This is a genomic window from Streptomyces niveus (genome assembly GCF_001723055.1).
GTDB lineage: Bacteria > Actinomycetota > Actinomycetes > Streptomycetales > Streptomycetaceae > Streptomyces > Streptomyces niveus.
Genome location: NZ_MDCR01000257.1, coordinates 54,584 through 67,853, shown reverse-complemented (window position 1 = coordinate 67,853; position 13,270 = coordinate 54,584). Strand labels below are relative to the sequence as shown.

The 13,270-nt window shown below is 69.5% G+C and carries 9 protein-coding genes; 2 read left to right on the top strand and 7 right to left on the bottom strand.

Annotation, left to right across the window (positions count from 1 at the left end):
• Window positions 1-35 precede the first annotated feature (35 nt).
• From BHU15_RS26665 to BHU15_RS26635, 7 genes are all read right to left on the bottom strand, one after another.
• Window positions 36-1,649 carry an FAD-dependent oxidoreductase gene (locus BHU15_RS26665; RefSeq protein WP_069629503.1) on the bottom strand — a complete coding sequence of 538 codons (1,614 nt, stop codon included), beginning with the start codon at window positions 1,647-1,649 and terminating at the stop codon, window positions 36-38.
• A gap of 133 nt (window positions 1,650-1,782) precedes the next feature.
• On the bottom strand, window positions 1,783-2,826 hold the full coding sequence (locus tag BHU15_RS26660) for a LacI family DNA-binding transcriptional regulator (RefSeq protein ID WP_023543798.1): 1,044 nt from the start codon (window positions 2,824-2,826) through the stop codon (window positions 1,783-1,785).
• Window positions 2,823-3,926 carry an ABC transporter ATP-binding protein gene (locus BHU15_RS26655; protein ID WP_069629502.1) on the bottom strand — a complete coding sequence of 368 codons (1,104 nt, stop codon included), beginning with the start codon at window positions 3,924-3,926 and terminating at the stop codon, window positions 2,823-2,825. The genes BHU15_RS26660 and BHU15_RS26655 overlap by 4 nt, the downstream gene beginning before the upstream one ends.
• Entirely contained in the window at window positions 3,923-5,014 is a 1,092-nt protein-coding gene (locus BHU15_RS26650) for an ABC transporter ATP-binding protein (protein ID WP_069629522.1), read from the bottom strand. The genes BHU15_RS26655 and BHU15_RS26650 overlap by 4 nt, the downstream gene beginning before the upstream one ends.
• Window positions 5,015-5,168: 154 nt before the next feature.
• Window positions 5,169-6,068: an ABC transporter permease gene (locus BHU15_RS26645; protein ID WP_069629501.1), complete on the bottom strand. Its 900-nt coding sequence runs from the start codon at window positions 6,066-6,068 to the stop codon at window positions 5,169-5,171.
• A 6-nt stretch (window positions 6,069-6,074) separates the two neighbouring features.
• Window positions 6,075-7,058 (bottom strand): ABC transporter permease, encoded by a 984-nt coding sequence (locus BHU15_RS26640; RefSeq protein ID WP_069629521.1) that lies wholly within the window; start codon window positions 7,056-7,058, stop codon window positions 6,075-6,077.
• 83 nt (window positions 7,059-7,141) lie between these two features.
• Window positions 7,142-8,803, bottom strand: a complete 1,662-nt coding sequence (locus tag BHU15_RS26635) for an ABC transporter substrate-binding protein (protein ID WP_255293223.1) — start codon at window positions 8,801-8,803, stop codon at window positions 7,142-7,144.
• A gap of 386 nt (window positions 8,804-9,189) precedes the next feature.
• Here BHU15_RS26635 and BHU15_RS26630 point away from each other — a divergent pair, with 386 nt between their 5' ends.
• Window positions 9,190-11,208 (top strand): beta-galactosidase, encoded by a 2,019-nt coding sequence (locus BHU15_RS26630; RefSeq protein ID WP_069629500.1) that lies wholly within the window; start codon window positions 9,190-9,192, stop codon window positions 11,206-11,208.
• Window positions 11,209-11,360: 152 nt separating this feature from the next.
• Window positions 11,361-13,232: a hypothetical protein gene (locus BHU15_RS26625; RefSeq protein ID WP_171908453.1), complete on the top strand. Its 1,872-nt coding sequence runs from the start codon at window positions 11,361-11,363 to the stop codon at window positions 13,230-13,232.
• The last annotated feature ends 38 nt before the right edge of the window (window positions 13,233-13,270 follow it).

The window sequence follows — 13,270 nt, the reverse complement described above, 5'->3', positions numbered from 1 at the left end:
GACTCGTGCTCGTCGCCGCTCACGGCGGATTCCTCTCAGTAGTGATGCGGCCGGGAGCGGATCTCCTCCGGCCAGGCCAGCTGGATGCCGAGGGTGTCGCCGAGCAGCCTCTGGTAGTCGGCGAGTTGGTTCGGGTCGGAGCGGACCTTGCGGGGCGGCAGTGCCCGGTCGAGGCAGAATCCGGCGAGCGCGCCGACCGCCTCGCCGATGGCCCACTCCACGGGGTGCAGCCGGTAGCAGCCGTTGGTGATGTGTGTGGTGCCGATGTTCTTGTTGGCGGGCAGCAGGTTGTCGACACGGACGGGGATCAGCGCACCCAGGGGGATCTGGAAGGGGTAGGACTCGATGTCGATGTACGAACGGCCCGCGGAGCTGGGGTGCAGGTCGATGCGGTAGCTGCCGAGGCCGACGCTGTCGTGGAACACCGCGCCGCCCGCGCCCGGCGGGCGGGCCTCGACGCCCACGTGCTGTTCGAGGACGGTGAACTCCGCCTTGATACGGCGGGCTTCACGAATGTACGGCGCCTTGGCCAGGCCGTCCGGGGTGCCCGTCACGTCGGGCCGCAGCCGCAGACCGGGCCAGCCCGTGCCGCCGTCCGGACGGGGGGCGTCGGTCTGCAGCCAGTACAGGAAGGACAGGGACAGCTCGCGTCCGGCGTCGAGTGCCGCTTGTCGCTGCCCGGCGTCGACTCCGAGCAGCGGCGCCTCCCAGTAGTCGATCTGCGGCCAGTTGACCACGGTGACGTCGGAGGCGAAGGCACCGGCCGCGAACTGTTCGCGGGCCAGGACGCGGCGGAACTGCCACAGGTCGAAGTGCTCGCCCGCCGCCCGGTCGGCGCCCATCAGCGCCCATGTGCGCCGCCGGAGCGTGATGGGTTCGACGTCGGTGAAGGAGAGCTGAGAACCGGGCCAGAACGGGGCGACGGTGGTGCGCCAGTGGTCGTAGGACGCGGGCCGGTCGATCACATGTTCCTCGCCGGGCCGGTGGTCCAGTGCGAAGCACCAGGACACGGCCTGCTGGTCCAGGGGGTCGGCGGTCTCGGGGGCGTGCGGCTCCCCGGTCTCGTCGCGCCCTTCGGCGCCGATCACGTGTTCCACGCCGGCGAGTTCCAGCAGGTCGCCGAGCTCGGTGGCGTCGGCGACGTAGTCGGCCTGGACGGTGATCTCGCGCCGGCCGTCCCGGCCGTCGTCCCGGCCGGCCAGTGTGACGGCCTCGATGCGGTCGCCGTCGGTGTGCGCGGCGATCGGCTCGTACCCGGTCAGGACGGTGAGCGCGCCGGAGGACCGCCACGGGGCGAGCATCTCTTCCAGGACGGCGGCGGCCACCCGCGGTTCGTGGCACATGCGGCTGACGACGCCGAGCCCCGGATCCAGCAGCGGGTCCCGCGCGGCATCGGGCCTGAGGGGGTAGTTGCGCCGGTAGTAGTCCCGTACCCGGCGGCGCAGTTCGGTGTAACCCGGTGGCGCCGCCGGGCCTTCGATCCAGGGATGTTCGTCGGGCGGTACGGCCTGTGCGGTGAGTTGCCCGCCGAGCCAGTCGGTGACCTCGGTGAGCACCACGGTCCGGCCGAGCCGGGCGGCGGTGAGCGCCGCGGCCACGCCGCCGAGGCCGCCGCCGACGACGAGGACCTCGGTTCGTATGTCTGTCATGGGTTCGGGGTTCCTTCTGCCGGCTCTACGGTCGCGGGGGTCGGTCGTCGGCGTCGGGGCAGCCGGGACCGGCGGACGGCGCCGCTCGGGTGCCGGCGCGTCCGGGTTGTCGGGTGGTGGGGGTTGACCGGGCCTACGCGCGCGCGTCCGCGACGGTGGTACCGGGAATCAGCGGGCAGGGCACCAGCAGGCTGCCGGTGCGCAGGTCGGGATCGCCGAGCATGGCCTCCAGCCGGTCCACGGCCAGTCGCCCGATCTCGACGCGGGGGATCACCAGGGAGTCCCACTGTCCGGACAGGTCCACGGGCGCCGCCTCCAGCACGGCGACGGACACGTCGTCGGGGATCTTCCGTCCGCGCGTGGCCAGTTGCTCGCGCAGGGACTCCGCGAGCCGCACGGACTCCACGACGATCGCGGTCACCGCGCCGCGCGCCACCTCGTCGAGCCACGGTCCGTCGATGTCCACGGCGCCGTGGAACCCCGGCGAGGCATCGGTCAGCCCGAGCCGCTCGACCGCCTCCGCGTAACCGAGGCGACGGTCGTCGTACGGTTCCATCTGCAGCCACTCACGGATGTAGCCGAGCCGCCGATGGCCGTGCCGCACCAGCCGTTCGACGATCTGTCCGCTCGCGGAGCGGTAGTCGGGGACGATCTGTGGGATCTGCGCTCCGGGTACGTCACGGCGGCCGATGTGGACGAAGGGATAGCCCTCGTACCAGAGGCGGGCCAGCTCGCCGCGGTCGGCGGCGACACCGAACAGGATGCTGCCGTCGGCGAGGTTGAGCCGATTGGTGCCGTCCTTGTAGATCTGGCGTTCGCCGTCGGTGCCGGACCCGGTCGAGGTGAACAGCACCAGGTCGAACCCGGTCTCCTCGGCCCGCTCCTCGATGCCGAGGAGGAACTCGAAGTAGAAGTCCTCGTGCGCGCGGGGGAACACCCGCTCGAAGGTGTGCACGCCCAACAGGTTGTTGCGCTGCTTGCGCATGGCGCGCGCCGCCGGGTTGGCGACGTAGCCCAGTTCCCGCACCGCCTCGAAGACCCGCTGTCTGGTCTCCTCCGGGATGCGCGCGGTCGCCGCGTTCCCGCTGATCACACGGGACACCGCCGACTGGGACACCCCGGCCAGCCGTGCCACGTCGGCCTGGCTGGGTGCCTTGGCTCGGCGTCGCGCTGTCATGATGCCCCCTGGAGCTTCTCCCGCCGGGCGACGGTCGCCGCGGCATGTGTCGTCCCGGCGAGTTCGCCGGCCCGGCCCTTGGCGTGCAGCCAGCACTTCGCCCAGTGCCCGCCGCCCAACTCGGTGCGCGGCGGGGCCTCGACGGCGCACTCCGGCATCGCGAAGGGGCAGCGGGGGTGGAACCGGCAGCCCGTGGGCGGGTCGATCAGACTGGGCGGCTCGCCCAGTTCGTCGGCTCCCGCGAAGAGTTTGTCGCGGTCGCCGACGCCGCGCTCGGGGTCTGGCGAGGACTCTATGAGCAGTTTGGTGTACGGGTGTTGGGGAGACGCGATCACGTCTTCCTTGGGGCCCGACTCCACCATCTGTCCCGCGTACATCACGGCGATCTCGTCGCACAGATAGCGGGCACTGGCGATGTCGTGCGTGATGTAGAGCAGCGCGAGGCCGTCCTCGGTGCGCAGTCCCTTCAGGAGGTTGAGCATCTCCAGCCGGATCGACACGTCCAGCATGGAGATCGGTTCGTCGCCGAGGAGGACCTTGGGCTCGACGGCGAGTGCGCGGGCGATGACGACGCGCTGGCGCTGGCCGCCGGACAGCTCGTGGGGGAACTTCGTGGTGTAATCCGCGGCCGGGGTGAGGCTGACGCGTTCGAGGAGTTCGGCGATCCGTGTCTCTCGCCCCTTGGCCGTGAGGTGCGGCTGGTGCAGGCACAGCGCACGGTCGAGGTTGTAGCGGACACGGTGCAGCGGGTTCAGCGATCCGAAGGGGTCCTGGAAGATCAGCTGCACCTCGGAATGGTAGGCGCGCTGTGCCCGCCGGTTGCCGCTCACCCTCTCGCCGCGGAGCACGATCTCACCCCGTGTGGGTTCGTGGAAGCGGGCGAGCATCCGCGCCAGGGTGGTTTTGCCGCTGCCGCTCTCCCCCACCAGCGCCAGGATCTGACCGGGCCTCAGGCGTACGGTGGCGTCTTCGACAGCGCGTACGACGGTCGTGCCGCCGAGGGGGCCACGGACGGTGAAGTGCTTGGAGACGTCGCGTGCTTCCAGCACGTACTCCGGCGTATCCGCCTCGGGCGCCTGGTCGCGCAGGACCGTACTCACAGGATCCCGCCTTTCGTCTCGCCGCTGTCGGTGTCGGTCTTGGCGTCGGTGTCGGTGTCGGTGTCGTTGAGCAGGCACGCCGCCTCGTGCCCCGCCTTCGGTCCTACGGGGAGCAGCGCCGGCAGCCGTTCCTCGCACCCGGTCATCCGCTGGGCGCAGCGCGGGTGGAAGGGACAGCCGGGCGGTGGGCGGCGCAGGTCGGGCGGGGTGCCGGGGATGCCGTGCAGGGTGCGCAGCGGGGCGTGCAACGGCGGGAAGGAGTCGCGGAGCCCTTGGGTGTAGGGGTGTTTCGGGGCGCTGTAGAGGGCCGCCGCCTCGCCCACCTCGACAATGCGGCCGGCGTACATGATGGCGATACGGTCCGCCAGTTCCAGCAACAGCGACAGGTCGTGGGTGACGAAGACGACCGCGAAGCCCAACTCGCTCCGCAGCCTGAGCACTTGGGCGAGGATCTGGCGCTGCATCACGACGTCGACCGCCGTTGTCGGCTCGTCCATCACCACCAGTTCGGGCCCGCAGGCCAGGGCCAGGGCGATGGCGGCACGCTGGCGCATGCCGCCGGACAGCTGGTGCGGATGGTCGCGGACGCGGTCGGCGGAGATGCCGACCAGGGCGAGCAGTTCGGCTGCCCGCGCCCAGGCGTCCCGTTTGCTCAGCGAGCGGTCGCGGGCCCGCAGGACGTCGGCGAACTGGGCACCGATCCGCATCACCGGGTTCAGCGCGTCCATGGCGGACTGGAGCACGATGGACAGCGCGGTCCACCGGTAGCGGCGCATCCGCCTGCCGTCGAGCGTGACGAGATCCACGGGCGCCGAACCGTCACGGCCATGGAAGAGGATCTCCCCCGCGGTGGTGACGGCGGGCGGTCGCTGCAGCCGGGTCAGGGCGGTGATCAGCGTCGACTTCCCGGAGCCCGACTCCCCGGCCACGCCGAGGATTTCCCCCCGGCGCAGGGTGAAGGAGATGTCGGTACAGGCGCGCACGGGTACGCCACCGGTGGCGTACTCGACGCTCAGGCCACGTACTTCGAGGACGGCCTGCCCGGCCGGGGCCTTGGCCGGCCTGTACTGCTCGGCCTGTACGGTCATCGGGAGCCACCTCCGGGCGGAACGGTCGTCGGACGGCGCGGTGGAACGGTCTTCGGGCCGCGTGGCCGTACGGCCTTCGGACGGCGCGGTGGCACCATCGGGCAGCGCGCCGGAACGGTCTTCGGGCAGCGCGGCAGCACGGGGCACATGGCCATCACGCCCCACCGCCCGTGCGCGCGAGCCGCTTGGCGCGCCGCGCGGAGACGGGGCGGGCGACGCGCAGTTTGGGGTTGGCGATCTCGTCGACGCCGAAGTTGACCAGGGCACAGGCCGTACCGATCAGGGCGATGCACAGGCCGGGCGGTACGAACCACCACCACAGGCCGCGCAGCACGGCGCTCTGCTGCTGCGCCGACTGGATCATCGTGCCCCAGCTGATCGCCGAGGAGTCGGAGATGCCCAGGAAGGCGAGCCCGGCCTCCGCCATCACCGCGCCGATCATCGCGTGCAGGAACATCGAGGCGATGAGGCCGGTGAGATGGGGCAGCACTTCGGCGAAGACCAGCCTGCGGCCTCGCTCGCCGAGCATCCGCATGGCCCGTACGAAGTCCCGGTTGGCGATGCTGAGCGCTTGGGCGCGCAGCGTGCGGGCGCCGCCGGACCAGCCGAAGAAGCCGATGATCAGGGCGATGGTGGTGATTCCCGTGCCCTCCAGATAGCCGGCGACGATGAGGATGAGAGGCAGCACGGGCAGGACGAGGAACAGGTTCGTCAGGAAGTTCAGGCCGGCGTCCACCTTGCCGCCGTAGTACCCGGCCGGCACGCCGATCAGGATCGCCATCGCCGTACCGACCACCGCGCCGAGGAGCCCCACGTACATCGACCCGCGGGCCCCGGCGACGACCTGGGCGAGGACGTCCTGCCCGAACTGGTTGGTCCCCAGCAGGTGGTCGGCGCCGGGTGGCTGGGCGATGACAGCGGTGTCGTTCTCGCGCGGGTCGAGGCCCAGCAGGCTGTCCACCAGCCAGGGCCCGAACACGGCGAGCAGACAGAAGAAGGCCAGGATGCCGAGGCCGACGCGGACCTTCCAGCTGGTGAGGAATGCGGTGCTCAACTCCCGTCACCCTCCTTCTCTGATACGCGGGTCGAGCAGGGCGTACACCGAGTCGGCCAGCAGGTTGGCCAGCAGAACGGTCAGCATGATGAGGAAGAAGACCCCTTGCATGACCGGGTAGTCGCGCTGCTGGAGCGAGGTGAAGAGCAGATAGCCGACACCCGGGTAGTTGAAGACGACCTCGGTCAGCAGGGCGCCGCCGACGACGTGACCGAGGGCGAGGGCGAAGCCGGTGAAGTTCGGCAGGACGGCGTTGCGGGCCGCGTAACGGAGCATCACCCTGCGGTTGGACAGGCCCTTGGCCTGGGCGAGGAGAACGTAGTCCTCGCGCACGGTGGTGACCGTCATGTTGCGCATGCCGAGCAGCCAGCCGCCGAAGGCCGAGAAGACGATGGTGGTGGCGGGCAGCACCCCGTAGTGCAGCACGCTGAGCAGGAACGACGGGGAGAAGCCGATCGGCAGGTCGGCGTCGTATCCGCCGGCCAGCGGGAACCAGCCCAGCTGGAAGCCGAACAGCCACAGTCCGATGAGCGCCATCCAGAAGTACGGGACGGCCGAGACGAACGTGGTGAGCGGGCTGACCACGGTGTCGAAGCGGCTGCCCGCCTTCCAGCCCGCGACGGCGCCGATGCCGGTGCCGAGGACGAACGCGATCACGGTGGTCGATCCGACCAGCAGCATGGTCCAGGGCAGTCCCTGCCACAACAGTTCGCTCACCGGCGTGGGGAAGTTGCTGACCGAGACACCGAGATCGAAGCGCGCCAACTGGCCCAGGTAGTCGATGTACTGGCGGCCGAGATTCGTGTCCGGTTCGCCGAAGACCTTCTGGATCGACTCCAGGGCGCTCGGCGACAGCTGCTGGCCGCTGACCCGCTGGAGCTTGTCGACGATGCCGGCGGACGGGTCGCCCGGCATGAGCCGCGGCAGAAAGAAGTTCAGGGTGATCGCCGACCAGGCGGCGGCCAGGTAGAAGCCGAGGCGGCGCGCCAGGAACCGCCAGCGGCGGGGAACTCCCGCTGTTCGTGGGGCGGGCGCGTCGGGTACGGCAGGCTCGGCGGGAGCGGTCGCCGTGGTCACTTGGCTGCCTGCTTCAGGCCCATCAAGGTCAGCGTGGCGTCGGGGCCCAGGCCCGGGAACGGTACGTGGGAGAAGCGCTCGGGGGTGGGCCAGCCCGCCCAGTGAGAGGCGTTGATGGCTATGAACCAGTAGCTGTTGTAGATGGGGCTGTACGGCACCTGGTCGGCGACGATCCTCTGGAGCTCCTCCGTGGCGGTCTTCGTCACCGCGGGATCGTTCGACCCCAGCAGCTTGCCGAGCGAGGTGTCGGTGGCCTGGTCCTTCCACCGCCCGAAGTTGGTGGCGGCCTTCTCGCCCAGCGGGCGGTGGGCCCGGCTGCTCAGCCCGCTGTAGACGCCGGCCACTCCGCCGCCGATCGTGAAGTTGATGGTGAGGTCGAAGTCGCCTGCCTGCTGCTGCTCGTACAGGTTGGCACTGGGGGCGCCGACCTGCTTGACGGTGATCCCGAGATGCTTCTGCCAGTTGCGGATCATGATGTTGGCGTACGGGTCCCACCCGTAGTCCTGGTTGAAGGAGAGCCTCGGAGCGTAGGACTTGCCGTCCTTGACCAGCTTGCCGCCCCGCACCGTGAAGCCGCCCAGCGCCAGCTCCCGCTGCGCCCCGGCGGCGTCCACCGCCTGCACCTTGTGCCGGTACTCGGGCAGGATCACGTCGCCGAAGACCTCGTCGACCAGTCCCGTGGGGCCCGCCTCCGTACCGGGACGCTCCAGCATGGTGACGATGTCCTTGCGCGGAACGGTCATCGCCAGCGCCCGTCGCAGATGGACGTTGTCGAAGGGAGCCCTGGCGGTGTTGAAGAAGAGAGCGTAGGTGCCGCCGGTCGCGTACTTCTGATAGAGGTGACGCTCGGGGTCCTTGGCCTCGTACTCCTTCTCCGCGCCGTTCCAGGCGATGAGCGCCCAGTCCACCTCGCCGCGCAGCAGTTGGGCCCGCACGGCGTCGCCGCTGGTCGGGACGACTTTCAGCTCCTTGAGGGCGAACTTGCCGCCCCAGTAGTCGTCCCTGGCGCGGAGGTTCACCTGCTGAGCCGCGAACCGCTCCAGAGTGAAGGGACCGGTGCCCACCGGATCGGGATTCGACCAGCTCTTGAGGTCCTTGCCCGCCCAGATGTGCTTGGGCACGATGGGAACCATGATCGAGGCCAGCTGGCCCACTTCACTGAAGGCGGGCTGCTTCCAGTGGAGGGTGACGGTCGTGGCGTCCTTCTTGGCGACGCGTTCGTAGGTGGTGCCACCGGTGTTGAACGAGGAGTCCGCCAGTGGGATGCCCAGCGAGAACACCACGTCGTCGGCGGTCATCGGCTTGCCGTCCGAGAACGTCACGTCGTCGCGCAGTGTGACGGTGAGCGTGGTGCCGGCCTCGTCGAACTCCAGGCTCTTGGCCAGCCAGGGCTTGACCTTCGCGCCGTCGCTGTAGTCGATCCGGGCCAGTGGCTCGTAGATCATCTCGCTGTTGGGGGACTTCTGTGTGGCGGGGCCGAACATGTTGTAGTTGCGGACGAACGTCGTCCCTCCGTCGGTCTTGCCGAACACGAGCGACTTCGCCGATGTGCCGCCCGCCCCGGACGCGCCGGTGCCGGCCGTGCAGGCGCTCGCCCCGAGGGGAATCACGACGGCCGCCGCGGTGGTACGCGCTAGGAAGGCTCTTCTCGTGGGCATGGCTGACTCCTGGCTCCTCGTAAGGGCGGGGCTGTGCACAAAAGAGCTGCTCATACGTATGAGCATCCACGGAAGAGGTTTCCTGGCACTTGCTTCTACGTATGACCAGGGAACGTACGGACGTTGCGAGGGAGCGTCAAGGGCGTGACGGGAATGTTTTCCGGCCGTTGACAGCCTGATGCGGCGCGCCTAAGTTGAGCGCGCTCACGGTGCATCAACTGCCTTCTCCCGCACCCGTCTTGGGCTCCAGGACGGGGACGTCGTGTACGACGCGCTCCTCCCGCCGGCGTCGAGTTGTGGACCCCGCACGGCGCCGATACCGCACGTCGTCGGTCCCTCACTTCGCTGATCTCTCACTTCGCTGCTCAGAGCTCAGGAGCTTCCCCATGCCGCGATCCGACCGGCCGCACCACGCATGGAACCGAATCCCGCGCCCCGCCTTCGGCGCCGACTACAACCCGGAACAGTGGTCCAGGTCGACGTGGAAGGACGATGTCCGCCTGATGTGCGAGGCCGGCGTCAACCTGGTGAACCTCGGCGTCTTCGCCTGGTCCTGGGTCGAACCCGCCCCGGGCGCCTTCGACTTCTCCGGCCTGGACGAGGTCATCGCCCTCCTGCACGACGCGGGCATCGCCGTCGACCTGGCCACGCCGACCGCCGCACCGCCGCTCTGGTTCTCCCACGCGCACCCCGAATCACTGCCGGTGACCGCCGACGGACGAAGGCTCGCGCCCGGCTCCCGGCAGGCGTACTGTCCCTCGTCCCCCACCTACCGGGAACGTGCGGCCGTGATCACCCGCCGCCTCGCCGAGCGTTACGGCGACCACCCGGCCGTGGTGATGTGGCACATCAACAACGAGTACGCCAACGGGAACCCGCACTGCTGGTGCGACATCTCCGCCGACGCCTTCCGCCACTGGCTGCGCACCACGTACGGAGACGACCTCGCCGCCCTCAACGACCCCTGGGGCACCGCCGTTTGGGGCATGCGCTACAGCGACTGGGAGCAGGTCGCTCCGCCTCGGCCCAGCACCAGCAGTCTCTCGCCGGGGCTGTGGCTGGACTTCTGCCGCTTCAGCGACGCCGAGCACCTGGCCTGCTTCCGCGCCGAACGCGACATCGTGCGCGCCCACTCCCCCGGCCGCCCGGTCACCACCAACTTCATGACGGGCTCACTTCGTTGGAGTGACTACTGGCGCTGGGCGCGCGAGGTCGACATCGTCTCGAACGACCACTATCTCTCCTCCGAGAACCCGGACCGTGCCGCCGACCTCGCCTTCGCCGCCGATCTCACCCGCGCTCTCGCGGCCGGGCAGCCCTGGATGCTCATGGAGCACTCCACCTCCGCCGTGCAATGGCAGCCCCGCAACATCGCGAAGACCCCCGGGGAGATGGCCCGCAACACGCTCACCCATCTCGCACGCGGCGCGGACGCAGCCCTGTTCTTCCAATGGCGCCAGTCCGTGTACGGACCGGAGAAGTGGCATTCGGCCATGCTTCCCCACGGCGGTGAGGACACCCGCGTCTGGCGGGAGGCCAAGGCACTCGGCAGTACGGTTGCTTCCCTCGCCGACGTCGCGGGCAGCACGTGTCCGCGCGCCGACATCGCCCTGCTCCTCGACTACGAGGCGATGTGGGCCCTCCAGTTGCCCCACCGGCCCAGCAGCGACCTGACGTACACCGGTGTCCTGCGCGACTGGCACCGCGCCCTGTGGGAACTCGGGCTCTCCTGCGACCTGGTGTCCGGCCCCGGCGACCCCGGGGAACAGCGCCTGCTGCTGGTGCCCTCGCTCTATGCCCTGTCGGCCGGCACGGCGAGGGCACTGGAGGATTACGCGGCCCAAGGCGGCCATCTGGTCGTCGGCCCGTTCAGCGGGGTGGCCGACCCGCACGACCGCGTCCACCCCGGCCCGTATCCGGGTGTGCTGCGTGACCTGCTCGGCCTGCGGGTGGACGAGTACCTGCCGCTCGCCGCCGGAGCGTCCGTCGGTCTGGACGACGGCTCGACCGGCCTGTTGTGGGCCGAGCGGGTGCTGCCCGACCCGGGCACGGAGGTGGAGAGCCGGTTCGCCGACGGCCCCGCGCGGGGCGGCCCGGCCGTACTGCGCCACGGCACCGCCCGCTACCTGGCCACCCGCCCGGACTCCGCCTCCCTTCTGCGGCTCCTTCCGCGGTGGGCGGCAGCGGCCGGCTGCGCCGCTCCGGTCGGGGGCGCCGGCCGTGGAGTGGAAGTCACCCGCCGCAGCGCCCCCGACGGCAGGTCCTGGCTCTTCGCCGTGAACCACACCGATCAGCCGGCGCGGGTGGCCACGACAGGAATCGATCTCCTGTCGGGCACCCGTTCGCCGGGCGTTCTCACCATTCCCGCGGGCGAAGTCGCCGTAGTCGCGGAGACCCCTCAGTGATCTCGCGCATTCCTTTCCTCCCATCGAAAGTGAGGTGGCCCATGAAGGTCCGTCTGCTGGTAGCCGCAGGTGCGCTCATCCTGGGAGCCGTTCCAGGCGCGGCCGTTGCCGCGGCCGATCCGGTTTCCGCCGGCACGGCGGCGGGCGATCCCATGGCCGCACAGCCCGTGCTGCTCAACCAGAGCGGCTTCGGACTGGGCGAGTCCAAGCGCTTCACCGCGCCACGAGCGGAGGACGGTGCGAGGTTCACGGTCACCGATGCCTCAGGTGCTGTCAGGTACGGAGGGAAGATCAAGGACGGCACAGGCGTTTTCACCGCGTTCGACCCGCGCGACACGGGTGACTTCGTCGTCACCGTCACCGGAAAAGCGGGGGTGGGCACCTCCGTACCCTTCGGCATCGGCGCGTACTGGACGGACCGGGTTTCCTATCGGCGCGCCATCGAATTCATGTCGGGCAGTCGGTGCTACTTCGGGGACTACACGCGCAAGACAACCGATCCGGTCAGCGACGAGTACGGGCCGCGCGAGTGCATGAAAGGAGTGGCGTGGCGTGACGCGGCGCAGTACTCCAAGGAAATCCAGACGCTCGTCGACATGTATCTGGCGAACCCCAGCGCGTTCGACCGTATCCATGTGAACAGCGCCGTCTACAAGGGGCTTCCGGTGACACTGCCGGAAGACACACCGGAGATCGTGCGTCTCATTCACTGGGGCGTCGAGGTGCTCCTGGAGGAAGACGTGAACGACCCTCAACTCAAGGAGCAACTCGCCGCGTTCGCCTTTGCCTATCCGCAACTCAAGAAGTACATACCCGACTCGGTATATCAGCGTGCCACCGCCCATCTCTTCGCCACCTGGGACGACCCCGCCCGCGATCGGTACTCCTGGCAGGCGCTCACGCCCCACACCGGGGACCTGCTCCAGGTCTACACGCAGGTGGGAACAGGAAAAGGGGAGCTCGCGCCGGGGCATTCGGTGTGGCCGAACGTGATGATGTACGAGGTGGCGAAGCGTGAGGGCCGAGATGACGCCGACCGCTATCTCAACGCTGCCCAGAAGCAGGCCTCTTGGCTGGTCGACAACCTGGATCTCACGGATCCGCGCGTCACCAAGGGGCAGCGGCAGAGCGAACACGTACTGATCACGGGATTGGTGCAGTTCGCCGAGTCGTATCCGGACAAGGCTCCACGGGGCGTCACCCGGTTCGTGCGGGAGTGGGCCCGGATTGCCGTGGAACGCTCGGACAATCTCTGGGACTTCCGCCGCTACTCCGCCGACCGCTGGACCATTCCCGCCTTCACCGGCGGCGGGGCCGACGATCCCAACGAGGTGGGAAACGTGGCCGGCTTCTCCGCGCCCGCACTCGCGGCGGCGCGCCTTCTGGGAAATGATCCGCTGGCCGGCCGGCTCCGTGAAATCGCCACGGCACAGGTCGACAACCTCTTCGGCCGCAACCCGGCAGGACGTCACGCTTCCTACGACGCGCCGAGTGGGACGGCCGGATTCGAGGGCGTGGAACGCGGTTGGTATTCCGAGTACTACGGAGGAGCGGGGCTGCTGGAGGGTGAGTCGGGCGTGCTCGACGGCAGCCCGAAGAACGGGCTCTACCCCTTCAGCCCGGAGAAGGGCAATATCGGGCACACCGAAGGGTGGGTTGCCTTCAACACCGCCTGGAACGAGTCACTGGCATGGCGGGCGGTTGACCAGACTCGCCTGAGGGTGACGGCCCACGACCACGCTCCCGCGAAGGTCGTGAAGGCCGATGAGACGGTCCGGGTGGAGCTGTCGGCACCGCTGAACCTGGACGCCGAAGCCCTCGGCGAGGGCACGGTCGAGGTACGCGTGGGCGACCACCCGGCCAAGCCGCTGACCGTCACACAGACGGCGAAGAACTCGAAGACGTTCAGCGCGACCCTCGACATGGCGACGCTGCACGCGAAGCCCCGCGAAGCGATCACTGTGACGTACGGCCATGTGCCCTTCGCGGTGTCGTACTCCTTCACCGTGGCTGGGCGGGACTAGGACGTGCCCGCGAGGTCCCGTCGTCCGTTTGCAGGGCG